Raw genomic sequence first — 21,593 nt, forward strand, 5'->3', positions numbered from 1 at the left:
TATCGGGAGATTGAATAATGAAAAGATGGATCTTGTTACTGTCGCTGGTGAGCTTGTTGAGCGGTTGTTTCGGTGAAGAAAATAGTGATTTGAAGGCGTGGATGACTGAGCAGTCAGAAGGGTTGCGAGGTCGTGTTGAGCCTTTGCCGGAAGTCAAACCATATGAGCCATTTGCTTATGATGCATTTAACCTGCCGGATCCATTTAGACCTAGCAAAATGGAGTTAGCAAAGAAAGGCGGTAATAGTGGAATCGTTCCTAATACCAATCGTGTCAAGGAAGTGCTTGAAAGCTATGATCTTGAGAAGCTTAGAATGGTGGGGACTTTGCAGCAAGGCAAAGTAATTCAAGCTCTTGTCAAGGCTCCCGATGGTAATTTATATCGTGTCAAGGTTGGTAGTTATATGGGGCAAGATTTTGGCATGGTTACCAGTGTGAGTGAAACAGAAATTGCATTGAAAGAAATCGTCGAAGACAGTGGTGGAGACTGGGTTGAGCGTACGACAACCCTCAGCTTAGATGACTCGGAGCAAAAGAAATGAAAATGACTAAAATACTGAGCTGTTTAACTCAGGCTGCTTTCTTGTTGATTGCTCCCTTTGCGGCGGCTGAAACAGCAAGCATTACTGCAATTGATGTGAGTAATGTGAGCTCCGAAAAGCAGATCGTAAAAATTACCTTCAATGGAACGCCACCTACGCCGACAAGCTTTTCGGTAAACACCCCCCCGCGCATTGCATTTGACTTCGCAGATACAACGAATCAGGCGGGCAAAAGTACGGTGCAGGTTAATGGATCTGCCTTGCGATTGATTAATGTTGCAGAGGGAACAGGGCGAACCCGCTTGGTTTTTAATCTGCAAAAACCGGCATCCTATGAAACCAAAGTTGAAAATAATGCACTATTGATTTCGATTGATGGTGCGGCCTCTGCGCTGGTGGCAAAAAACAGTGCGCCTGTAAGAAGTAATGCCCAATTTGCAGAAAGCAAGGTTACAGGCAAGCGCGAAGGTATTCAGGATATTGATTTTCGTCGTGGCGGGGCTGGTGAAGGTAAAGTCATTATCGATCTGAGTAGTTCCAATGTGGGGATTGATATTCGCCAACAGGGCAAGAAGCTGGTTGTCGAGTTCGCTAAAGTGGCCTTGCCAAAAAATCTGGAACGTAGCCTAGACGTTGCTGATTTTGGTACCCCGATTCAAAAAGTAGATACCTTTGGTCAAGGTGATACTGTAAAAATGCTGATTGAACCCAAGGGTAACTGGGAGTATTCGGCTTATCAGACAGAGAACCGTTTTGTCGTTGAGGTTCGTGATGCCGACGAGGCTAAAGGTAAAACAGCGCAGACTCGTCCAAATTATAAAGGCGAAAAACTGTCGCTTAATTTCCAGAGTGTAGAAATTCGCACTGTATTGCAGGTCATTGCTGAGTTTACGGGTCTGAATATTATTACCAGCGATACTGTTAGCGGCGCTTTAACTTTGAGACTGAAAGATGTTCCTTGGGATCAGGCTTTGGATATTATCCTGCAGGCAAAAGGGCTGGATCAGCGTAAGTCCGGGAATGTGTTGTGGGTTGCCCCACGCGATGAGTTGGCATCCAAAGAGAAGCAAGAGCTTGAATCCAAGAAGCAGATTGCTGAGCTTGAGCCGACACGCACCGAATATTTTTCGCTGAAATATACCAAAGCGGATGATATGAAAAAGGTGCTAACCGATGACAAGCAAAAATTGTTATCTTCGCGTGGCAGTGCCGTGATTGTTCCCCGTACTAATCAGGTTATCGTGCAGGATATCCCATCGAAGCTGGAGCAGATTCGCGAGCTGATTAACAAAACGGATATCCCAGTTCGTCAGGTCATGATTGAAGCCCGAATTGTGGAAGCTGAAGATGGCTTTAGCAAGAATTTGGGGGTGAAGTTCCATGGACTTTATGTCAATGGTGAATTTGGTGCTGGTGGTGCGTTAACGACCAAAGAGACTACAGGCTCCGATGGTTCGAAATATTCAACGCCTGCACTGGCGGGGAATATCCCTTCAGTTAATTTGCCCGCGGCTGCAATTGGTGGTTTTAATCCAGGCTCGATCGCAATGCTGCTGGCGGGCTCTGATGGTTTGCTCGGACTTGAGTTGACCGCACTTGAGCAGGATGGCAAAGGTAAAGTTGTCTCAAGCCCACGACTGGTGACTGCTGATCAGGTTGAGGCCATTATCGAGGATGGTCAGGAGATTCCTTATTCCGAGTCTTCGCAAAATGGCGCGACTTCGATTTCGTTCAAAAAAGCGACGCTATCATTGAAAGTAACGCCACAAATTACACCTGATGGCAATGTATTCATGGACGTTGCCGTGAATAAAGATAGCCGTGGCGAGGCCACAATTAGTGGTCCGGCGATTAACACCAAGCAAATTAAAACCAAAGTCTTGGTGGAAAACGGCGGTACTGTGGTGATCGGCGGCATTTATATTGAAGAAACCAAAAATACAGTGACTCAGGTTCCGATGCTTGGCGATATTCCAGTGGTGGGGAATCTGTTCAAAAATCGTTCAAATCTCAAGCAAAAACGTGAATTGTTGATTTTCCTGACCCCGCGTGTATTGCAGTCGGACTTGACGTTGCGTTAATCACGGCATCGCTAAGCGACGCTGTTTCAAGTAAAATGCCTGGCATGAAAATGCCAGGCAATTTTTTTTTAGTCGGCCTGATGGGGGCTGGCAAAACGACGGTGGGTCGTGCACTTGCAAAAGCAGCGAGCAAGACATTTTATGATTCCGATCATGAAATCGAGGCTAGGACAGGTGCGCGAATTCCGACTATTTTTGAACTCGAAGGTGAGGCAGGATTTCGCGTGCGCGAAGCGGAAGCGATTGCCGAGCTAAGTCAGATGAAAAATATTGTATTGGCCACCGGTGGTGGCGCAGTGCTAAATCCGGCCAATCGTGCGCATTTGCGGCGCAATGGTTATGTGATTTATCTTTGCGCTTCGCCTGAAGAGCTCTATCAGCGCACCTGCCACGATAAAAACCGCCCCTTGCTCCAAACTGCAGATCCAAAAGCCAAACTTGCCGAGTTATATGCAGTTCGTGACCCCTTGTACCGCGAAGTGGCTGATCTGGTGATGGATACCAGCCACCAAAGCGTAAATTCCCTGCTGCAAATCTTGCTCAAAGAACTGGAACGTAAAACATGACCCATGTTGTTCGCGTCGATATAGATCACGCCCCATATGATATTTTGATCGGCAATGACTTGCTGACTGCCGACAATATCGTGCCGTTGTTGCCACAGCCTCGCGTTGCGATTGTGACAAACACAATGATCGCTCCCCTATATCTGGCCGGACTGGTTCAATCGCTGACTGCTCAGGGCGTGGCCTGTCAGCAAATCATTCTGCCCGATGGTGAGAAATACAAAACCTGGGAGTCGCTCAATCTGATTATGGATGCATTGCTGACCGAACGTGCCGAGCGTAAAACGACGCTGATTGCATTAGGTGGCGGTGTCATCGGCGACATGACCGGTTTTGCTGCAGCAATCTATCAGCGTGGCGTTCCTTTTATTCAGATCCCAACAACCTTGCTCGCTCAGGTTGACTCATCGGTCGGCGGCAAAACCGCAATCAATCACCCCCTGGGCAAGAATATGATCGGTGCTTTCTATCAGCCGCGTCTGGTACTGGCTGATCTAGGAAGCCTGAATACACTGCCGGATCGCGAATTCTCGGCCGGAATGGCCGAGGTGATCAAGTACGGTCTTATTGATGACCCCGAGTTCTTGTCATGGCTTGAAGCAAATATTGACGGCATCATGGCACGAGATGAAGCGCTGCTTGCCTATGCGATTGAGCGTTGTTGCCAAAATAAAGCCCGTATTGTTGCTGCCGACGAAAAAGAAACCGGCCTGCGTGCGCTGCTGAATCTGGGTCATACCTTCGGCCATGCGATTGAAGCAGGTCTGGGTTACGGCGCGTGGTTGCATGGCGAGGCCGTTGCCGCCGGCATGGTGCTGGCTGCGCTGGCGTCCCAAGCAATTGGATACCTGAACGAGCAAGACGTTAGCCGCGTGACCCATTTGCTGCAAAAAGCCGGTTTGCCGGTCGTTTCGCCAGCACTGGGTGCAGCCCGATATAAAGCCTTGATGGCGCAAGACAAAAAAGTCGATGCGGGACGGATCAAATTCATCCTGCTACGCCAGCTCGGTGAAGCTTATATTGGTGAGCTGCCCGAATCTGCTATTGATGCGGCGTTGCTGGCGGGTTGCGATAGTGCTGAAGTAGTCGCCAAATAATCCTGCAGCGATATTGTCAAAGCGGTTTTGGCCTTATCGAGTGGTAAGGTCAGGCCGCTTTTTTCTTCGGTACTCAAGGGGCAGACGATCAGTTCGAAAACCTGATCCAGCCGGATATTCTCGGCGCTGATGGCCAAAAACCACTGCCCATCACGGTTTGACTCCACCCAGTCGCGCTCAGCCATTTGCTCCAGCAATAATTGCGTTGCATCAACGCCCAATCCAACCCTTTTGCGCAGCTCATCAATATGCAAGATTTGCGCATTCTGATGTGCCCTGGCCAGTTCGACCAGAATCCGGATCGCCTGCTCAAAACGCGTTCCATGATGCTCGTCCCATTGCCAGCCATCGTTATGCCAGTACGACAAAGTTGCCGATAGCACGGCGCCAGCCAGCACAATCACCCAGCAAACGTACAGCCAGAGCAGGAAGATTGGAAAGCTCGCAAAAGCGCCATAAACCAGTTTATAAGTCCCAAACTGCTTCAAATACAGCGCAAACAGCCATTTCATCAACTCCAGCAAGACCGCGGTAATGGCTGCCGCAGTTAGTGCATGATGTCGTGGAACAAAACAATTGGGTAATGCCAGATACAGCAAGCTTAACGTACTGACTACCAGGATGAGTGGGCCGATTTTGATGAAGTCGACACCAAAGCCGGTTACTCCGGAAAGCCAGTTGGTCAGTGACAGGCTCAGGCCGATTAGCAAAGGCGCCAATGTCAGTGTCGCCCAGTAAGTCAGTGTGCGCGACAGCAGCTTGCGTTGCCGCCGTACGCGCCAGATGTTATTGACTGATTTTTCAATCGTCACCATCAGCAAAATTGCAGTTGCGAGCAAACCGATCATCCCGAATGCGGTCAAGCGGTCTGCGTTATCGGCAAACTGTCGCATATACACGCCAACGACGCGACCGGCGGCATCGGGAACCAGATTGGTAATGATAAAGCTGCGAAATTTGCTGCTAATCCCACTAAACATCGGGAACGCTGAAATGACCGTCAAGGCAATGGTGAACAGCGGCACCACAGCCAGCAGTGTGGTGTAAGTTAGGCTGCCGGCCGTTTCCAGACAACGGTCGGCATACAGCCTGCGGCCAACAAAGCGGGCAAAGCCAATGATTCTACGCCATAGCGGCAAGTTGGAAGTCTCGGACATGATCACGTCTGGGGGTCGGAATGGCCTTATAATACCGCAAACTTTCTACGAGCCTGATAATGACTGAAATACTGGTGTTGTATTACTCCACGCATGGCGCGACGCGGCAAATGGCGCAACTGATTGCGCGTGGCATCGAGTCGGTCAACGACGCCACTGCGCGAATCCGCACCGTGCCGCGCGTCTCGACCGTCTGCGAAGCCAGCGAGCCGACGATTCCTGATGCAGGCGCGCCGTATGTCGAACTCAAAGACTTGCAGGAGTGCGCCGCGCTTGCGCTCGGTAGCCCGACGCGCTTTGGCAATATGGCCGCCCCGATGAAATATTTCTGGGATTCAACGATTGCCGAATGGCTGCAAGGCACCTTGATCGGCAAACCCGCCAGCGTGTTCACCAGCTCGGGCACTTTGCATGGTGGCAATGAATCGACTTTGCTGACGATGATGCTGCCGCTGCTACACCACGGCATGATCATCGTCGGCACGCCGTATTCGGAAAATGCACTGATGTCGACAACGAGTGGCGGAACGCCCTATGGCCCAAGTCATTGGGCAGGCACCGAGTCCAACAAGCCGGTCTCAGATGCCGAGCGTCAGCTCTGCATCGCTACCGGCAAACGGCTGGCCGAAATCGCGTTGAAACTCGCCGGAGACGTGCAATGACATTCAGCCGATTGAGCCCGAAGCAATTGCCCATCTGGCAATGGATCACCGTGGCCTGTGTACTGGCCATGGTATTGCTCACTATGCTATGGGAGTTGTGGCTTTCACCGCTATACCCCGGTGGTTCTTGGCTGGCCGCCAAGGCGCTGATTATGCTGCTGCCACTGCGCGGCCTCTTGCATGGGCGTCGCTATACGTTTCAGTGGTACACGATGTTTGTGCTGCTGTGGCTACTCGAAGGCATCATGCGCGCCTACGCCGAAACCGGCCTTGGTCGCTGGTTGGCGTGCATCCAGATTGCACTGGTTGTTGTGAGCTATATGACGGCGAATCTGTACGCCAAATATTCGAGGCCGAGTATTTTGGCGCAGTATCAAGTGGAGTGAGGTTATGGCTTTTGATCTTGCAGAATCTTTCATTGAGAGGCTGGAGTTGGAGCTCGGCGCGCGCCTTCCAGATTCATTTCGCCAAAGTATGATGGGTGAGAACGGCGGTGGACTTGAGGCTGCTGATGACGTTTGGTTTCAATATCCCATTACCGACACTTCTGATCGAAAACGACTGTCCCGTACCAGCAACCATATCTGGAAAGAAACGCTACGCTATCGGGACTGGAATGCATTTCCAAAAAATGGGCTTGCGATTGCTGACAATGGTTCTGGTGATTGTTTGCTGTTTCTTCTGCAGGGCGATGTGTATATGCCTCAGGTGTACATGTGGCTTCATGAAACGGGTGAGCTTCTTGAGCTGGTTGGCGATTTTTCTGAGCTCAAGCCTGGCTATGGGCAGTGCACCTAATCTCGACTGTATTTACAATACCATCATTGGTATGTGATTGTGAGTCAATATAGTATTGAGCTACATCGATATACCCATAGAAAAGCCCCGCCAGATCAGCGGGGCTTTGTTTTGCTTGGGTCGCTTTAGTGGCTGCTTTGGGTAAAAACAGCATCAAGTCTGACGCGTCGGGCTTGTGGCCCACGGGTAATAAACCCTCACGTCACGCTGGTTCGGGGTAAAAACCAGCGCTCCCGATAAGGCAAAGCTTTAAACCGGCTGCGGGTGAACTCGCTGCGCGTTGCTGGTGATTTTGTTCAGCGCCGAAATATACGCTTTGGCGCTGGCCACAATAATGTCGGTGTCGGCGCCTTGGCCGTTGACGATTTTGCCGTCTTTGGCCAGACGCACCGTCACTTCGCCCTGGCTATCGGTGCCGGCGGTAATTGCATTGACCGAATACAATTGCAACTCGGCGCCGCTGTTGAATAGCGATTCGATGGCCTTGAAAGTCGCGTCAACTGTGCCGTCGCCTTGCGCTGTCGCACGGCGTTCAACACCGGCTTCGGCGATAACCAAATCAGCCTGCGGCGTTTCTCCGGTTTCGGAAACGACTTTCAGCGAAACCAGTTTGTAATGTTCCTGCTCGATTGAAATCAGCTCGTCCGACACCAAGGCGTGCAGGTCTTCGTCGAAAATCTCGCGTTTTTTGTCGGCGAGCGCTTTAAAGCGGGCAAACGCTGCGTTCAGCGCTTCTTCCGAATCAATCTGGATTCCCAATTCGGCCAGTTTGGTTTTGAAAGCATTGCGCCCCGAGAGTTTGCCCAAGCTCAAACGATTCGTGCTCCAGCCGACCGATTCGGCGCTCATGATTTCATACGTTTCGCGGTGTTTCAGTACGCCGTCCTGATGAATGCCTGATTCGTGGGCAAATGCATTGGCGCCGACGATGGCTTTGTTCGGCTGTACCGGATAACCGGTAATCGTCGAAACCAGTTTGCTCGTTGGTACGATCTGCGTTGCGTCGACGCCGCATTCAACGCCAAAAATATCGCGGCGCGTGCGCGTCGCCATGACGATTTCTTCCATCGCGGCATTGCCGGCGCGCTCGCCCAGGCCATTGATCGTGCATTCAACCTGACGTGCGCCGCCCAAAACGGCTGAGAGCGAATTGGCGACGGCCATGCCCAGATCGTTGTGGCAATGCGCGGACCAGATGACTTTGTCGCCGCCCGGCGTTTTGGCGATCAGCTCGCGGAAAAAGGCTTCGGTGCGTTGCGGTACGGCGTAGCCGACGGTGTCGGGTACGTTCAATGTTGTCGCTCCGGCTTCGATGACCGCGCCAAAAATCCGTGCCAGAAAATCGATGTCGCTGCGCAATGCGTCTTCAGCCGAGAATTCGACGTCGTCGGTGTATTCGCGTGCGATCTTGACCGCTTTGACTGCGGCTTCGACGACCTGATCCGGGCTCATCCGCAGCTTGTGCTCCATATGGATAGCACTGGTCGCGATGAAAGTGTGAATACGGCCGCGTTTGGCGTCCTTGATCGCTTCGCCTGCGGTGCGCACATCGCGTTCGTTGGCGCGTGCTAGTGAGCAGACGGTGCTGTTTTCGATAATGCCGGCGATGGTTTTGATCGCGTCAAAATCGCCGGGGCTGGCGGCGGCAAAGCCGGCTTCGATGACGTCGACGCCGAGTTTTTCGAGCTGACGTGCGATGCGGATTTTTTCTTCTTTGGTCATCGATGCGCCGGGCGACTGTTCGCCATCGCGCAAGGTGGTATCAAAAATGACCAAACGGTTGTTGTTGCGATCGCTCATGCTGCTCTCCTGAATGGAATGTGCTTGATCGGGCGGGGCGGATTGCGCACCACTCATATAGTTTTGGATATTGAAACTGCGGCCTTGGCTTGTGGCCAACTGAGCCAACTTGTCCACCTGGGTGAGGGGCAAACTGCCGCGTTCACGCCATTTGTAAATTGCTGCACGGGACACCGGTTCATCCGGAAAAGCAGTATTGAGCTGCTCAGCCAGTGTGCTTGGTCCACCAAAATCGGCAATCAGACGGTCGATGTCTAATGACACGGCGCGCTCCTTTGTGTTGATGGTTTAGATTAAGTTTATTTAGACTAAGTGTCAAATAATTTGGGCGAAAAAATAGCGCAAATTTGATTTTGCGCTATTTTCGCTGCCTGAGGTGCGAGAATTGGACTAATTGTCTAATTTCTTGGCGGCGACGGGCTGTTTTTTGATGAGTCGCCAGAACCAGTACAAATAACCCGAAGCGGCGTAACAAATAAAGAAGCTAAACAACACCAGCGCCGGGCGCGAAGCGCCGATGACCAGAATCAGTGTGGCAACGAGCAAGGAAACAAAAGGTACTGTTTTGCGCATATGCAGCTCTTTGAAGCTCCAGTACGGCACATTCGACACCATCGTCAATCCGGCAAAAAGCGTAAACAGTAGCGCCACATGTGGCAGTAATTCACTCAGAAATGACAAATCTTCATGATATTCAGTGTTGATCCAGACCAGCCCGGCAACGAGCGCTGCGGCGGCAGGGCTGGGCAAGCCTTGGAAGAAACGCTTGTCGACGACGGCGATATTGGTGTTAAAGCGCGCCAGCCGCAATGCAGCGCCAGCGCAGTAAATAAACGCCACGGCCCAGCCCAGTTTGCCAAAGCTCGACAGTCCCCACGAATACATCACCAGCGCGGGAGCGACGCCGAACGACACCATGTCGGACAAACTATCGAACTGCGCGCCAAATTCGGATTGGGTATGCGTCATGCGTGCCACACGGCCATCGAGCCCGTCCAGAATCATCGAGGCGAAAATAGCCAGTGCAGCGTGCTCGAACTTGCCATTCATGGCCTGGACAATGGCGTAGAAACCGCCAAACAGTGCGGCCAGCGTGAACAGATTGGGCAGCAGGTAAATGCCTTGGCGACGCAGATTGAGTGGTGGTTTCGGATTGAGCGGCATGGCGATTCCGTATACAGCGATTGGGAAGAGGTATTGATTGTAACTGACGTGCGCACAGCCCAACAGTCGCTGGCTGCGAAAAACCTGCTGCACTGCAAAAGTACCCAAATCAATGCGATGAATTCTGACGTCGTTTCGGCATAACAGTCGGTCTGATCGGCTATAATCGTCGGTTTGATTGAATTCGGGGTTGGTTGTGTCTGATCGTCTCTTTGTTATGCTCCAACACCTCTTGCCCAAGCAGGCGATTACGCAGCTGTTCGGGGCTTTTGCCGGTCTGCGTGCCGGTCAGTGGACGACCGTGGTGATCCGCTGGTTTATCGGCAAATACCAAGTCAATATGAGCGAGGCGGCCAATCCTGATCCGGCGGCTTACCTGACGTTTAACGAATTTTTTACCCGCGAACTCAAGGCAGGCGCGCGCCCATTGGCTGATGCTGCGCTGGTTTGTCCGGTCGACGGCGCGATCAGCCAGTTGGGCAAAATCGACAAAGACCAGATTTTTCAGGCCAAAGGCAAATCATTTAGCACGACCGCACTGCTCGGTGGCGATGCCGCGCTGGCGCAGCAATTTGAAAATGGCCAGTTTGCAACGATTTACCTCAGCCCCAAAGATTACCATCGCATCCACATGCCGTGCGATGGCCGGCTGATCGAGATGATTTATGTGCCGGGCGAATTGTTTTCAGTGAATCCGGCCACAGCACGCGGCGTTGATGGCCTGTTTGCGCGCAACGAGCGCGTGGTGTGCATGTTCGAGTCGGAATTTGGCAACTTTGCTTTGGTGCTGGTCGGCGCGACCATTGTCGGCAGTATGGCGACGGTCTGGCATGGCGTCGTCAACCCGCCGCGCAGTCGTTCGGTATGGCGCAAGGATTATCGCGATCAGGATATCCGTCTCGCCAAAGGCGCCGAGATGGGGCGTTTTCTGCTCGGCTCGACCGTGGTCTTGCTCTATCCGCAGGGCACGCCGGCCTTCAATCCTGCCTGGCAGGCTGCCAGTCCGGTACGGCTCGGTGAGCTGATGGCTGCTTGATGGGTATATGGCTGTGGATTGCAGCCATATTTGATTGCAGGCCTATACCGTGCCAGGTATTTCAAAGCGAGATGGTTGCGGCAGTAATTGCTGCAATACTTGTTCGACGGCTTGCAGTCTGGGGTCATGATCCGGACAGTCGTCACAGGTGTCGTTGATGCAGAAAAAGGGCAGTGCGCCAAACTGGCTGCGCAATGCGGCAAATTGCTGTTCTGCCTCGGTGTCGCAGCTGCTGATATACAGCGCCTGCTGTTGATGCGCTGTGGCGTAACCCTTGCAAATCATCCAGCGCAGCAGCAGATCCGAAATAATCGGCGGAATCTGCCAGCTGCGAAATGTCGTACTGCGAACCGCAGCAAATAATTCGGCCGCTTCACTTTCCAGTTCTGCCATTACACTTTTCAGCAGCGCGCGCGGCGAGTGTGCACACAGCCATGGGCGATGTTGATAATTAGAAAACTGCCGACCCAGCCAGTGTTTTGACAGTATCGAAGCATTGACCAGCGCGGTTTCATTCGGCTGGATTTCATTGTGCTCAGGCGCAGCTTGCGTATCAAAAAACACCGGCAGACTTTCCGGTTTAAACCAGTCTGTGAGGCAAACGGGTGCGCCAAAGAAAATATCGTCGTTCAGATAAATAAAGCGCTCGGACAGCTTGGGAATATGGTGCAGGTACGACTCGATATGTCCGGCATCAAAAACAGGGAGTGCGTGCTCGGGAATCAGCTCTGCATGGTCGATCAGCGTCACGCCGGGATGATCGTTCAGCCATGCCGGTTTTTGCGCGTCGGTGACGATATAAATCTGCCCATGATCGGGAAAAAATCGCTCGAGCGCGCGCAGGTTATAGCGCAGTTCGCCATTGTCGCGATAACGCCCGGCGACATTGCCATACTGCGCCAGCTCGCTAGGATCGAGCTTTTGTTGCTGCGCACCCTGACGTTTGCGCTGCCAGACCGGATCTGCGCCGTTGACCCATAAATAGACAATATCGACTTTATCCACGCATTTCATCCTGAGATTCAAGCTGTAAAAAAAACCGGCAAAAAGCCGGTTTTCTTTTAACTATCGTTTAGCGAGCGAAACGCGATTGGGCGAGGAGCTAGGCTCGACGTGTACGTCAAGTACACGAGAGCCGCAGCGACAAAGCATCAATCGCGTTGCAGCCGCTAAAAATTAGTTTTTAGTTTGATCGACGATCTTGTTCGCTTGAATCCAAGGCATCATCGCACGCAATTTCGCGCCTACGACTTCGATGCCGTGTGCTGCGTTGTTGCGACGAGCAGCAGTCATTGAAGCGTAGTTAGTTTGGCCTTCCAAGATGAATTGTTTAGCGTATTCACCAGTCTGGATGTCTTTCAACGCTTGACGCATTGCTTTGCGAGATTCTTCGTTGATCACGCGTGGGCCAGTCACATACTCACCGTATTCAGCGTTGTTAGAGATCGAGTAGTTCATGTTCGCGATACCGCCTTCGAACATCAAGTCAACGATCAGTTTCAATTCGTGCAAGCACTCGAAGTACGCCATTTCTGGTTCGTAACCAGCTTCAACCAAAGTCTCGAAGCCCATTTTCACCAATTCAACCGCGCCACCGCACAATACCGCTTGTTCGCCGAACAAGTCAGTTTCGGTTTCGTCTTTGAATGTGGTTTCGATGATACCAGTGCGGCCGCCGCCCACGCCCCAAGCGTATGACAGAGCAACTTCTTTCGCGTTGCCAGTTGCGTTTTGGTAGATCGCTACCAAGTCAGGAACGCCGCCGCCACGTACGAATTCTGAACGTACAGTGTGGCCAGGTGCTTTAGGCGCAACCATGATTACGTCGAGGTCTTTGCGTGGCACAACTTGGTTGTAATGAATTGCGAAGCCGTGAGCGAAAGCCAAAGTCGCACCTTGCTTGATGTTTGGCTCGATTTCTTCTTTGTACAGTTTTGACTGGAATTCGTCCGGAGTCAGGATCATCACAACGTCAGCAGCAGCAACGGCAGTTTTAACGTCAGTCACTTTCAGGCCGTGAGCTTCTGCTTTTTTTACAGTGGCTGAGCCAGCGCGCAGACCAACAGTGACATCAACGCCAGAGTCTTTCAGGTTACAAGCGTGAGCGTGGCCTTGTGAGCCGTAACCGATGATGGCTACTTTTTTGCCTTTGATGATCGCTGGGTTGGTGTCTTTATCGTAGTAAACGTTCAGTGCCATGATGTATTTCCTAATTAAAATGAGTAAGGTAAAAGTTCCCTCGCTGCGTTGCTTCGCCTTGCCGTACTCTGTGTACTGTCTTCGGCTATGCGCCTTGCGTGGAAACTTTTAATTGGTTTCTAATGGGTATTGCTCTGCAGGTCTTGCCTGTGCTGTTTTACAGGCAAATACCCCGCTTAAAGTTTCAGAATCCGTTCGCCACGGCCGATGCCAGAGGCGCCGGTGCGGACAGTTTCCAGAATTGCAGCCTGATCCAGCGCCTTGATAAAGGCGTCGAGTTTTTCACCCGTGCCGGTCAATTCGATGGTGTAGCTTTTCTCGGTCACATCGATGATGCGGCCACGGAAAATATCCGCCATCCGTTTCATTTCGTCGCGATCTTTGCCGGTAGCACGCACTTTGATCAGCATCAGTTCGCGCTCGATATGATCGGCCTCGTTCAGGTCGATCACTTTCACCACTTCGATCAGCTTGTTGAGCTGCTTGGTGATTTGCTCGATCACATCGTCCGAGCCGTGCGTGACAATGGTCATCCGGCTCATCGTTGGATCTTCGGTGGTTTGCACCGTCAAAGAATCAATATTGTAACCGCGGGCTGAAAACAGACCCGTTACGCGCGACAGCGCGCCGGCTTCGTTTTCAATCAGGACAGACAAAATATGACGCATGATTCATCTCTCCTTAGCAAAGATTGCCGTAGTCACGGTTGTTTTCAAACGGCACCAGCTGCATGTTTTGCATATGCGGCGGCAAGTCCATCTGGTTCAGGCCTTTGCCGTTCTGGATCATCGGGAACACATTGGCTTTCGGATTGGTCAGAAAATCCATGAATACCAGACGCTCTTTCATTGCAAACGCTTCGCGCAGCGCCGGCTCAACGTCGGCGGGTTTGCTGATCTGCATGCCAACGTGGCCATACGCTTCGGCCAGTTTGACAAAATCAGGCAGCGCATCAACGTACGACTCGGAATAACGCGTGCCGTAGAAGAATTCTTGCCACTGGCGCACCATGCCCAGATAACCGTTGTTCAGGTTAATAATTTTGACCGGCGTGTGGTACTGCTTGCACGTCGACAATTCCTGAATATTCATCTGGATCGAGCCGTCGCCGGTAATACACGCCACGGTCGCGTCCGGGTTGGCCAGTTGCGCGCCCATTGCAGCTGGCAGGCCAAAGCCCATCGTTCCCAGACCGCCTGAGTTGATCCATTGGCGCGGACGATTGAACGGATGGTATTGCGCGGTATACATCTGGTGCTGGCCGACGTCGGAAGTAATGATGGCGCTGCCACCGGTCACTTCGTACAGCTTTTGCATCACAAATTGCGGCTGGATGATTTCGTCGTCCTGCGCGTACCAGAGACTGTTAGGTTTGCGCCAGTCGTTGATCTGATCCCACCAGGCGTTCAGTGCTTTCTCGCTTGGACGGATATTGCCTTCTTTCAATACGGCGATCAGGTCTTTCAGTACTTCTTTGACGTCGCCAACGATAGGCACGTCAACTTTGACGCGTTTGGCAATCGACGATGGGTCGATGTCGATTTGAACGATGCGTTTCGTTTGCGACAAGAATTGTGCCGGATTCGAAATCACGCGGTCGTCAAAGCGTGCGCCGATCGCGATAATCGTATCGGCGTATTGCATCGCCATATTGGCTTCGTAAGTGCCGTGCATGCCGAGCATGCCGACAAACAGCGGGTCCGATCCCGGATACGCGCCCAAGCCCATCAAGGTATTGGTGCAAGGCACGTTCAGCATGCGAACCAGCTCGGTGACTTCAGCTGACGCATTGCCCAGTACCGCGCCGCCGCCGACGTAAATGTACGGGCGTTTCGCTTCAGCGAGCAGGGCTGCGGCTTTCTTGATCTGACCCGGATGGCCTTTGACTGGCGGATTGTAGCTGCGGATCGACACCGATTTCGGATAGTCAAAAACCGCTTTGGCTTGTGTCACGTCTTTAGGCACGTCAATGACAACCGGGCCGGGACGGCCTGTCGTTGCAATATGGAAAGCCTTTTTGACGGTCGTTGCCAGATCCTTGATGTCTTTGACCAAGAAGTTGTGCTTCACGATAGGACGTGAACAGCCGACCATGTCGACTTCCTGGAATGCATCCGAACCAATCGCAGGTGTACCGACCTGGCCGGAAATCACGACCATCGGGATCGAGTCCATAAACGCTGTCGCAATGCCGGTTAAGGCATTGGTCGCGCCCGGGCCCGAAGTCACCAGCGCAACGCCGATTTTTTCCGAAGAGCGTGAATAAGCATCAGCAGCGTGAACGGCAGCTTGTTCGTGACGAACGAGAACGTGTTTGAATTTGTGTTGCTTGAAAATCGCATCATAGATTTCCAAGACCGCGCCGCCCGGGTAGCCGAAAACGAATTCAACGTTTTCTTCCGCAAGGCATCGCGCGAGTATTTCTGCGCCCGAAATTTCCATCGGTGTGAGTCCTGAGTCAATGTTGATCGGTTCCCCAGCTTGCCTCGGGCAATCTGGAGTCCCCCGCACGGCAATGCGAGGGTGGGTTGTATCAACCCGCTTGGGCTTTTGTTGACGTGCATTTTTTGTGAAAACGCAGATCAGAAAAACCGTAGTACCGAGCTTGGTCGCCATTTACCAACTTTTGGTCGGTATTGATACGTGTGGTGATGCGTTGGCGCAAGCGAAACGGTGCTGGGCGCGACGCTTAACGTCATCGCACAGCTTGGTGTGACTTGGTGTAGGGCGCTAAAGTTACCCGAAGGCGTGTGAATTGGCAAGTTTTTCTAGCCGTTTATCGCCGCGTTTGCTAGTATCAATCCCCTGTTTTTGCAGTGTATTTCACGCGGTTTCGGATTGAGTCGAATAGGGAAGCGAAGATTTGAAAGCGCAAGCCGAACTGGATCAGTTTCTCGCCCAAGTCGAGCAGCGGGCGTGGCGACAAGCCTGGATCGCGCTACGCGACCGAGATGCTGCGCTCGATGTCGTGCAAGATGCGATGCTTAAGCTCTCGATGCATTATGTCGATCATGACAGTAGCGAATGGCCGCTGCTGTTTCAGCGCATTTTGCAAAACACCATCCGCGATGCGCTGCGACGGCAAAAGGTGAGGCGCTTCTGGGTCAGCCTGTTCTCCAGTCGCGGCGATGAAGCCGAGGACGATCCGCTCGAATATATCGCCGACGACAGCGATTTTGGCGCTGACGCCGTGACATTGCTGATCCGCCAGCAATCGGTCGAACGGATCGAAATCGCCCTGTCGCAATTGCCGGCACGTCAACGCGAAGCCTTCCTGCTGCGTTATTGGGAAGAGATGGACGTCGCGCAAACCGCGCAAATCATGGGCTGTTCGGAAGGCTCGGTCAAAACACACTGTTCGCGCGCCTGCCATGCGCTGGCAAAATACTTACAAGGGGCTGGTGATGAAAAATGATCTGCACACGCCGGATCAGCAGGGACAGCAACTGGCTCGTCTGCTCAAGCAGGCCCAGCCCTATGCCACTGTTCGTCGCGAATTGCTCGCGGCGCGGCAAAGGGCGATGCTGACGCAAAGTCGACCGGCATACGGCTCGGTGCTGATCTGGGCGCAGCAATATCGTGTCTGGCTGATTGGTCTGGCTTTGCTGATCGCGCTGCTCGGCTGGCAACGCGTGCAACAAACCGCAGCCTATAACGGCGCGGTCACCGAACAATGGGTCGACGAAGTGCTGTATGACAGCCTGGACAATGAATAAAAGGTAAGCCGATTTTGAGCAACACAGAAACCGCAGTCGAAAAACATCTGGGCAACGCAACATTGGGGCGACGCTTGCTCGCCTTGCCGTATGAAATCTTGTTGCTGGTCGCGCTATTGCTGATTGCCGGCGGGCTGTTTCAAGGAATGGTACAACTCTTGACGGGTATAGCTCCGGAGCAATTGTCCAGCCTACTCTGGGCGAGAATACTGAATGGGGTATGGTTGTTGCTGGTCGCTTTTGCCTATTTTGGCTGGAGCTGGACGCGCGGTCAGACGCTGGCGATGCTGACCTGGCGGATGCGCATCGCGCCGCTGGCGGGCGAATTGAGCTGGCGTACAGCAGCGATCCGTTTTGCGGTTGCCAGCGCTTTCTATGTACCGCTGACTCCACTGTGGGTACTTGCGCTGCACCAGCCGCACATCAAGGTCTGGGCGTGGTTTGGTACCGTCTGGTTTTGCGTGCCGTGGCTCTATGTCTGGTTTGACGCCGACAAACAACTTCTGCACGACCGCATCGCTGGAACGCGGATCGTGAATAGCCCGAAGAAGAAATAAAAAAAGCCGCGAGATTCGCGGCTTTGTTGTTTTGTGCTATTCACCTGTAGCGACATGCTTTTTGTGAGAGTTTCTAATTAGTCTACCTTCTTTCATTAATAAACCAATGATGCTGTAGCTCAGATAGTCTTTTGAGCCGCCGCCATAGTCTGACTGTAGCCCTAAATATTTCGCCGCATCTGAGTTAGATATTCCATTCAGATTGGCTTTTGCAAGCGCCATCACCGCAGATTTAAGTAACTCTAATGCCATTTGTGATTTTTCATAGCAACCATCTGGAATGTTTAGTTTTATTTGTCTGCTTATGTTGTCAGGATTCGGCTTTACCTTATTGGTGAGCATGCCACCTTGTGAACGGATGCCAAATGCTGAAATTAGCTCAGCTTCAATCTTTAGTGCTTGTTGTTCGGTAAGATTGTCGGAAATGATGGTGTGAATGACTTTCTGGTTGGACTCCAAAATTCCTTTAATTACATTGCCTTTTTCGGAGTCATCAATGTTAATTTGATGCTCCCACGCACGATTGCCAGTGCCTTTACCAATATAAAACGGTTTGGCGGGCTTGCTTCTTGGATCTTTTAGGGCATAAACGTAAAACGGATTTTGAGCCATTTCCGGTGTTCTTTATTGAGTGATTTAAATCGTGAAATTATTCGGCTGACTTTCTATGATAGTGAGCTAATAAACCTGCTAACACCCCAGCCCACGCCAAAATCACCAGCCAGTCCCCCCAAATCTGATACGGCGTCGTGCCAATGCGGTGCTGGATTTGTCCTTCGAGCGCGCCGCGCGTTTGCGGGGGCAGGGCGGCGATGATTTGACCCTTGTTGTCGATGATCGCCGTTTTGCCGGTGTTGGTCGCGCGGATTAAATAGCGGCCGTTTTCGAGTGCGCGCGCTTGCGCCATTTCGGCGTGTTCTTCGGCGGCCCACGAGCCGTCGAACCAGGCCATATTGGTCAGGTTAACGAGCAGCGTCGCGTTGACGGCGTTGCGGCGGATTTCGTTGCCGAAGGCGTCTTCATAGCAGATGTTTGCGGCGATTTTGCCGCCGGCCATTGCAAATGGCGGCTGAACCGGCTCGCCGCGCGATAGGCCGATCAGCGGCATTTTCAAAAATTGATAAATCGGCCCGAAAACCTGAGGCAGTGGAATGTATTCGCCAAAGGGCACCAGATGCTGCTTGGCGTACGGTGTGCGCTGCGGATTGGCGAGGTCGACCGCTGCGTTAAAGTAGCGCTCGCCGTCGCTGGTCGCCGCCCCGAGTATCATTGCCGCATTTTTCTGCGTCATGATTTGCCGCATTTCGTCCAGATACCAGGCCGGAATCATTTCCAGTAAGGACGGAATGGCGGTTTCCGGAAAAACAATCAATTGCCCCTGCGCTTGCCGAGCCAGCTTTAAGTAGCTTTGCAGGCTGTCGTTATAACTGGTCTGGTTCCATTTGATCGATTGCTCAATATTGCCCTGTAATAGACTGACCTTGATTGGCGCCCCTTGCGGGGTCGTCCAGTCGATTTGCTTAAGCAGTGCGCTGCTGCTGATCAGTGCAAAAGCCAGCGTTAGTCCGAGACGCTTGTTGTGGATAAAGCTGGCCACATTCAGGCAGAGTAAAAAGCCGACACCGTAGCTGCCGACTATGGGGTATAGCCCGCCAAGGCTTGCTAGCTGTGATCCACCGACCGATGCCCATGGGAAACCGGTAAAAATCCAGCCACGTATCCATTCAAAAATCATAAACAGCGTCGGTGCGAGCAGTGCGTAGCGCAGACTGTCATTGCAGCGCCATTTTCGGGTGAATAGCGCGGCGAGCATCGGGAAACACGCCAGAAACAGTGCAAAAGCAAACGTGCTGCCTGCGGCCATCCAGACCGGCATACCGCCATGGGTATGCAGGCTGATGTAAATCCAGCTGGCGTTTGCACAGAAATACCCCAGTCCCCATGCCAGGCCATTGATTGCGGCCCAGCGACCGCTGCTCGCCTGCCGGATGCCGAGAAAAAATACCCACAGGCAAACTGGCATCAGCCAGAATTGCGACACCGGCGCAAAGGCGAGCACGCTGATGCTGCCTGCGAGGGTTTGAACGAGAATTTGCTGGGGGCGGGTAAGGGTCATGTCCGGATAGTACTTTGCTGGCATTGAGCCGGCGAGAAAATTAAACCTGATTAGGTGGCAATCTCAGCTTCATTTGTAGGAGCGGCTTGAGCCGCGAATATTGGCATGATTTACATTGCTTTCGCGGCTCAAGCCGCTCCTACGAAATGCTTTTTTATTAGTGCTGAGGTGTCTACCTAATCAGGAAATTAAAACAGGCTGTATGTGGCTCGCCAAAGAGCGATGTGCCAGATACAGCCTGCCAGTGACAAGGTCAGGGTGGTCTATTCGGTTTCGTGCCGTTCCAGATGCTCGTCAATCTGCACCGAATACACTCGGCGGCTGTCGGCGCGCAACACGAGGAAGTGATAGCCGTCGATTACAATTTCTTCGCCGCGTTTGGGTACGCAGCCAAAGGCCATCGTGACTAGTCCGGCGACGGTATCGACGTCCTTGTCGCTGAAATGGCTGCCGATTTCGGTGTTCAGATCGGCAATTTCGGTTTCGCCTTTGACGCGCCAGTTGCCACGCCGATCAGGAACGATATTGTCTTCGGTATCGTCTTCGTCGTATTCGTCTTCGATATCGCCGACGATTTGCTCGATCACGTCTTCAATTGTCACCAGACCCGCCACGCCGCCGTACTCATCGACGACAATCGCCATATGGTTGCGATTATTGCGAAAATCCTTGAGTAGCACGTTCAGGCGTTTGGCTTCGGGGATGTAGACAACGGGACGGAGCAAGTCGCGGACATTAAATTCGACGTCTTCGGCGTAGTAGCGCAGCAGGTCCTTGGCGAGCAAAATGCCGACCACGCTGTCTTTGCTACCGTCTACCACCGGAAAGCGCGAGTGCGCAGTGTCGATGACGCGGGGGATAAATTCGGCGGGCGTGTCGTTGATGTCGATGACGTCCATTTGCGAGCGCGGCACCATCACATCGCGCACCTGCATGTCGCCGACATTGAGCACGCCCTCGATCATGCCCAGCGCATCGGCGTCGAGCAGGTGGCGCTCGAAGGCTGAATGCATGATTTCAACCAGTTCGCCGCGGTTTTCCGGCTCCCGTAACAGGAAATGGGTGAGTCGCTCAAGCCAGTTTTGCTTGGGACTCGGGGACGGTACGTCGTCCATAGTTGGAGATATTCCTTGGTAATTGAAGAGGGTGAGTCTGTGTGTCGTAGGAGCGGCTTTAGCCGCGAAAGTGTTTGTAGCGAAATCTTCGCGGCTAAAGCCGCTCCTACTCTTTCTCGCTCAGATAGGGATCATCATAACCCAAAGACATGACAATTTGCGTTTCTAAGCTTTCCATTGTCTCGGCTTCGTCGTCTTCAATATGGTCGAAACCCTGCAAATGCAGCGCGCCATGAACGACCAGATGGCAATAATGTGCCAGCAGTGGTTTACCCTGTTCCAGCGCCTCGCGCTCGATCACGCTGCCGCAAAAAACCAGATCACCCATCAGCGGCAGGCCATCGATCTGTGGCATATCTTCGTCGTAGGTAAACGTCAGCACATTGGTCGCGTAGTCTTTCTGGCGAAATTCGCGATTGAGCGTCTGGCCTTCCTCGGCATCGACAAAGCGCAATGTAATTTGCGCCATTTCCACCTGTGCGCCGAGTGCCGCGCGTAGCCATTCTTTGAGTAGTTTTTTGCGCGGAATGGGGCTGAGGGCGCTTTCGTTCTGGATACTGATTTCGATGTTCTTGGACATAAATGGCTTGTGTGTGATGACTCAGGATTTCTTTTCTGCGCGCAGGCGCTTTAACTCGGTGTTTAACCAGTTTTTGGCGCTTTGCTCGGCCGTTTTCGGGCATTGCACGGTATAGGGCTTGCCGGTGAGGTAGCTTTTGCTGGCGACTTCGTTGACGAAATCTTCGCTGCTGCTGATTTTGCTTTTCGCCTTGCCGTATTTCATGCCCAGATGCTCTTGTGCTTCTTTGGCGCTATAGCTTGTTCCGCTGCGAATAAATGTGCATTGCGATTGGCCAACAAAATTCAATAATTGCTGCACTTCGGCGTCGGCTTGCGGCGTGATGGCCTGCGCGGGTAGAGCGCAGATCAGTAATAGTCCGGGCAGCGCGCTGGCGAGCAGGCCAGGCAGAGTCAATTTCGGCATGC

General features: G+C 52.6%; 23 protein-coding genes. 11 read left to right on the forward strand and 12 right to left on the reverse strand.

Going from position 1 to position 21,593, the window contains the following annotated elements; translation table 11 throughout:
* Positions 1-17: 17 nt before the first annotated feature.
* Genes ACG2XO_RS07185 through aroB form a run of 4 tightly spaced genes read left to right on the forward strand, consistent with a single transcriptional unit; the run spans position 18 to position 4,286 of the window.
* Positions 18-542 (forward strand): pilus assembly protein PilP, encoded by a 525-nt coding sequence (locus ACG2XO_RS07185; protein WP_410500133.1) that lies wholly within the window; start codon positions 18-20, stop codon positions 540-542.
* Complete coding sequence (pilQ, locus tag ACG2XO_RS07190; protein ID WP_410500134.1) at positions 539-2,623, forward strand: type IV pilus secretin PilQ; 2,085 nt, start codon at positions 539-541, stop codon at positions 2,621-2,623. Before ACG2XO_RS07185 ends, pilQ begins: the two co-directional genes overlap by 4 nt.
* Before the next feature lie 50 nt (positions 2,624-2,673).
* Complete coding sequence (locus ACG2XO_RS07195; RefSeq protein WP_410500135.1) at positions 2,674-3,189, forward strand: shikimate kinase; 516 nt, start codon at positions 2,674-2,676, stop codon at positions 3,187-3,189.
* Positions 3,186-4,286 (forward strand): 3-dehydroquinate synthase, encoded by a 1,101-nt coding sequence (gene aroB, locus ACG2XO_RS07200; protein ID WP_410500136.1) that lies wholly within the window; start codon positions 3,186-3,188, stop codon positions 4,284-4,286. The genes ACG2XO_RS07195 and aroB overlap by 4 nt, the downstream gene beginning before the upstream one ends.
* Here aroB and ACG2XO_RS07205 read toward each other — a convergent pair.
* The gene (locus ACG2XO_RS07205; protein ID WP_410500137.1) at positions 4,205-5,443 is read right to left on the reverse strand and encodes a YihY family inner membrane protein; all 1,239 of its coding nucleotides are present in this window, start codon (positions 5,441-5,443) and stop codon (positions 4,205-4,207) included. The two genes, aroB and ACG2XO_RS07205, sit on opposite strands and share 82 nt — an antisense overlap.
* Before the next feature lie 59 nt (positions 5,444-5,502).
* Here ACG2XO_RS07205 and wrbA point away from each other — a divergent pair, with 59 nt between their 5' ends.
* The 3 genes from wrbA to ACG2XO_RS07220 are packed head-to-tail and all read left to right on the forward strand — an operon-like array spanning position 5,503 to position 6,903.
* The gene (gene wrbA / locus ACG2XO_RS07210) at positions 5,503-6,105 is read left to right on the forward strand and encodes an NAD(P)H:quinone oxidoreductase (protein WP_410500138.1); all 603 of its coding nucleotides are present in this window, start codon (positions 5,503-5,505) and stop codon (positions 6,103-6,105) included.
* Positions 6,102-6,491, forward strand: a complete 390-nt coding sequence (locus tag ACG2XO_RS07215) for a DUF2069 domain-containing protein (protein WP_410500139.1) — start codon at positions 6,102-6,104, stop codon at positions 6,489-6,491. The genes wrbA and ACG2XO_RS07215 overlap by 4 nt, the downstream gene beginning before the upstream one ends.
* Before the next feature lie 4 nt (positions 6,492-6,495).
* Positions 6,496-6,903 carry an SMI1/KNR4 family protein gene (locus tag ACG2XO_RS07220; RefSeq protein WP_410500140.1) on the forward strand — a complete coding sequence of 136 codons (408 nt, stop codon included), beginning with the start codon at positions 6,496-6,498 and terminating at the stop codon, positions 6,901-6,903.
* 249 nt (positions 6,904-7,152) lie between these two features.
* On the opposite strand, the gene ACG2XO_RS07225 is transcribed toward ACG2XO_RS07220, so the two are convergent.
* Positions 7,153-8,967: a 2-isopropylmalate synthase gene (locus tag ACG2XO_RS07225; protein ID WP_410500141.1), complete on the reverse strand. Its 1,815-nt coding sequence runs from the start codon at positions 8,965-8,967 to the stop codon at positions 7,153-7,155.
* Positions 8,968-9,093: 126 nt separating this feature from the next.
* The gene (gene pssA / locus ACG2XO_RS07230; protein ID WP_410500142.1) at positions 9,094-9,867 is read right to left on the reverse strand and encodes a CDP-diacylglycerol--serine O-phosphatidyltransferase; all 774 of its coding nucleotides are present in this window, start codon (positions 9,865-9,867) and stop codon (positions 9,094-9,096) included.
* 196 nt (positions 9,868-10,063) lie between these two features.
* Between pssA and asd the strand changes: the two genes are divergently transcribed.
* Positions 10,064-10,903: an archaetidylserine decarboxylase gene (gene asd / locus ACG2XO_RS07235; RefSeq protein WP_410500143.1), complete on the forward strand. Its 840-nt coding sequence runs from the start codon at positions 10,064-10,066 to the stop codon at positions 10,901-10,903.
* Positions 10,904-10,945: 42 nt separating this feature from the next.
* Here the strand turns inward: asd and ACG2XO_RS07240 are convergent, their stop codons facing one another.
* From ACG2XO_RS07240 to ilvB, 4 genes are all read right to left on the reverse strand, one after another.
* Positions 10,946-11,908 (reverse strand): Stealth CR1 domain-containing protein, encoded by a 963-nt coding sequence (locus ACG2XO_RS07240; RefSeq protein WP_410500144.1) that lies wholly within the window; start codon positions 11,906-11,908, stop codon positions 10,946-10,948.
* A gap of 171 nt (positions 11,909-12,079) precedes the next feature.
* Positions 12,080-13,096, reverse strand: coding sequence for a ketol-acid reductoisomerase (gene ilvC, locus ACG2XO_RS07245; RefSeq protein WP_410500237.1), 1,017 nt, complete (start codon positions 13,094-13,096; stop codon positions 12,080-12,082).
* A 182-nt stretch (positions 13,097-13,278) separates the two neighbouring features.
* Entirely contained in the window at positions 13,279-13,770 is a 492-nt protein-coding gene (ilvN, locus tag ACG2XO_RS07250) for an acetolactate synthase small subunit (RefSeq protein ID WP_410500145.1), read from the reverse strand.
* A gap of 13 nt (positions 13,771-13,783) precedes the next feature.
* Positions 13,784-15,544, reverse strand: coding sequence for a biosynthetic-type acetolactate synthase large subunit (gene ilvB / locus ACG2XO_RS07255; RefSeq protein ID WP_410500146.1), 1,761 nt, complete (start codon positions 15,542-15,544; stop codon positions 13,784-13,786).
* Positions 15,545-15,965: 421 nt separating this feature from the next.
* Between ilvB and ACG2XO_RS07260 the strand changes: the two genes are divergently transcribed.
* The 3 genes from ACG2XO_RS07260 to ACG2XO_RS07270 are packed head-to-tail and all read left to right on the forward strand — an operon-like array spanning position 15,966 to position 17,375.
* Positions 15,966-16,517, forward strand: coding sequence for an RNA polymerase sigma factor (locus ACG2XO_RS07260; protein ID WP_410500147.1), 552 nt, complete (start codon positions 15,966-15,968; stop codon positions 16,515-16,517).
* Entirely contained in the window at positions 16,507-16,818 is a 312-nt protein-coding gene (locus tag ACG2XO_RS07265; protein ID WP_410500148.1) for a hypothetical protein, read from the forward strand. The genes ACG2XO_RS07260 and ACG2XO_RS07265 overlap by 11 nt, the downstream gene beginning before the upstream one ends.
* Positions 16,819-16,832: 14 nt before the next feature.
* Entirely contained in the window at positions 16,833-17,375 is a 543-nt protein-coding gene (locus ACG2XO_RS07270) for an RDD family protein (protein ID WP_410500149.1), read from the forward strand.
* 36 nt (positions 17,376-17,411) lie between these two features.
* Here ACG2XO_RS07270 and ACG2XO_RS07275 read toward each other — a convergent pair whose 3' ends face one another.
* From ACG2XO_RS07275 to ACG2XO_RS07295, 5 genes are all read right to left on the reverse strand, one after another.
* Complete coding sequence (locus ACG2XO_RS07275; RefSeq protein WP_410500150.1) at positions 17,412-17,987, reverse strand: GIY-YIG nuclease family protein; 576 nt, start codon at positions 17,985-17,987, stop codon at positions 17,412-17,414.
* Between the two features lie 37 nt (positions 17,988-18,024).
* Complete coding sequence (lnt, locus tag ACG2XO_RS07280) at positions 18,025-19,491, reverse strand: apolipoprotein N-acyltransferase (protein ID WP_410500151.1); 1,467 nt, start codon at positions 19,489-19,491, stop codon at positions 18,025-18,027.
* Between the two features lie 263 nt (positions 19,492-19,754).
* Entirely contained in the window at positions 19,755-20,606 is an 852-nt protein-coding gene (locus ACG2XO_RS07285; RefSeq protein WP_410500152.1) for an HlyC/CorC family transporter, read from the reverse strand.
* Positions 20,607-20,712: 106 nt separating this feature from the next.
* Positions 20,713-21,186: an rRNA maturation RNase YbeY gene (ybeY, locus tag ACG2XO_RS07290; protein WP_410500153.1), complete on the reverse strand. Its 474-nt coding sequence runs from the start codon at positions 21,184-21,186 to the stop codon at positions 20,713-20,715.
* Positions 21,187-21,207: 21 nt separating this feature from the next.
* Positions 21,208-21,591 carry a DUF5329 family protein gene (locus ACG2XO_RS07295; RefSeq protein WP_410500154.1) on the reverse strand — a complete coding sequence of 128 codons (384 nt, stop codon included), beginning with the start codon at positions 21,589-21,591 and terminating at the stop codon, positions 21,208-21,210.
* Positions 21,592-21,593 lie beyond the last annotated feature (2 nt).

Source organism: Chitinibacter sp. S2-10, assembly GCF_046530675.1.
Classification (GTDB): Bacteria; Pseudomonadota; Gammaproteobacteria; order Burkholderiales; family Chitinibacteraceae; genus Chitinibacter.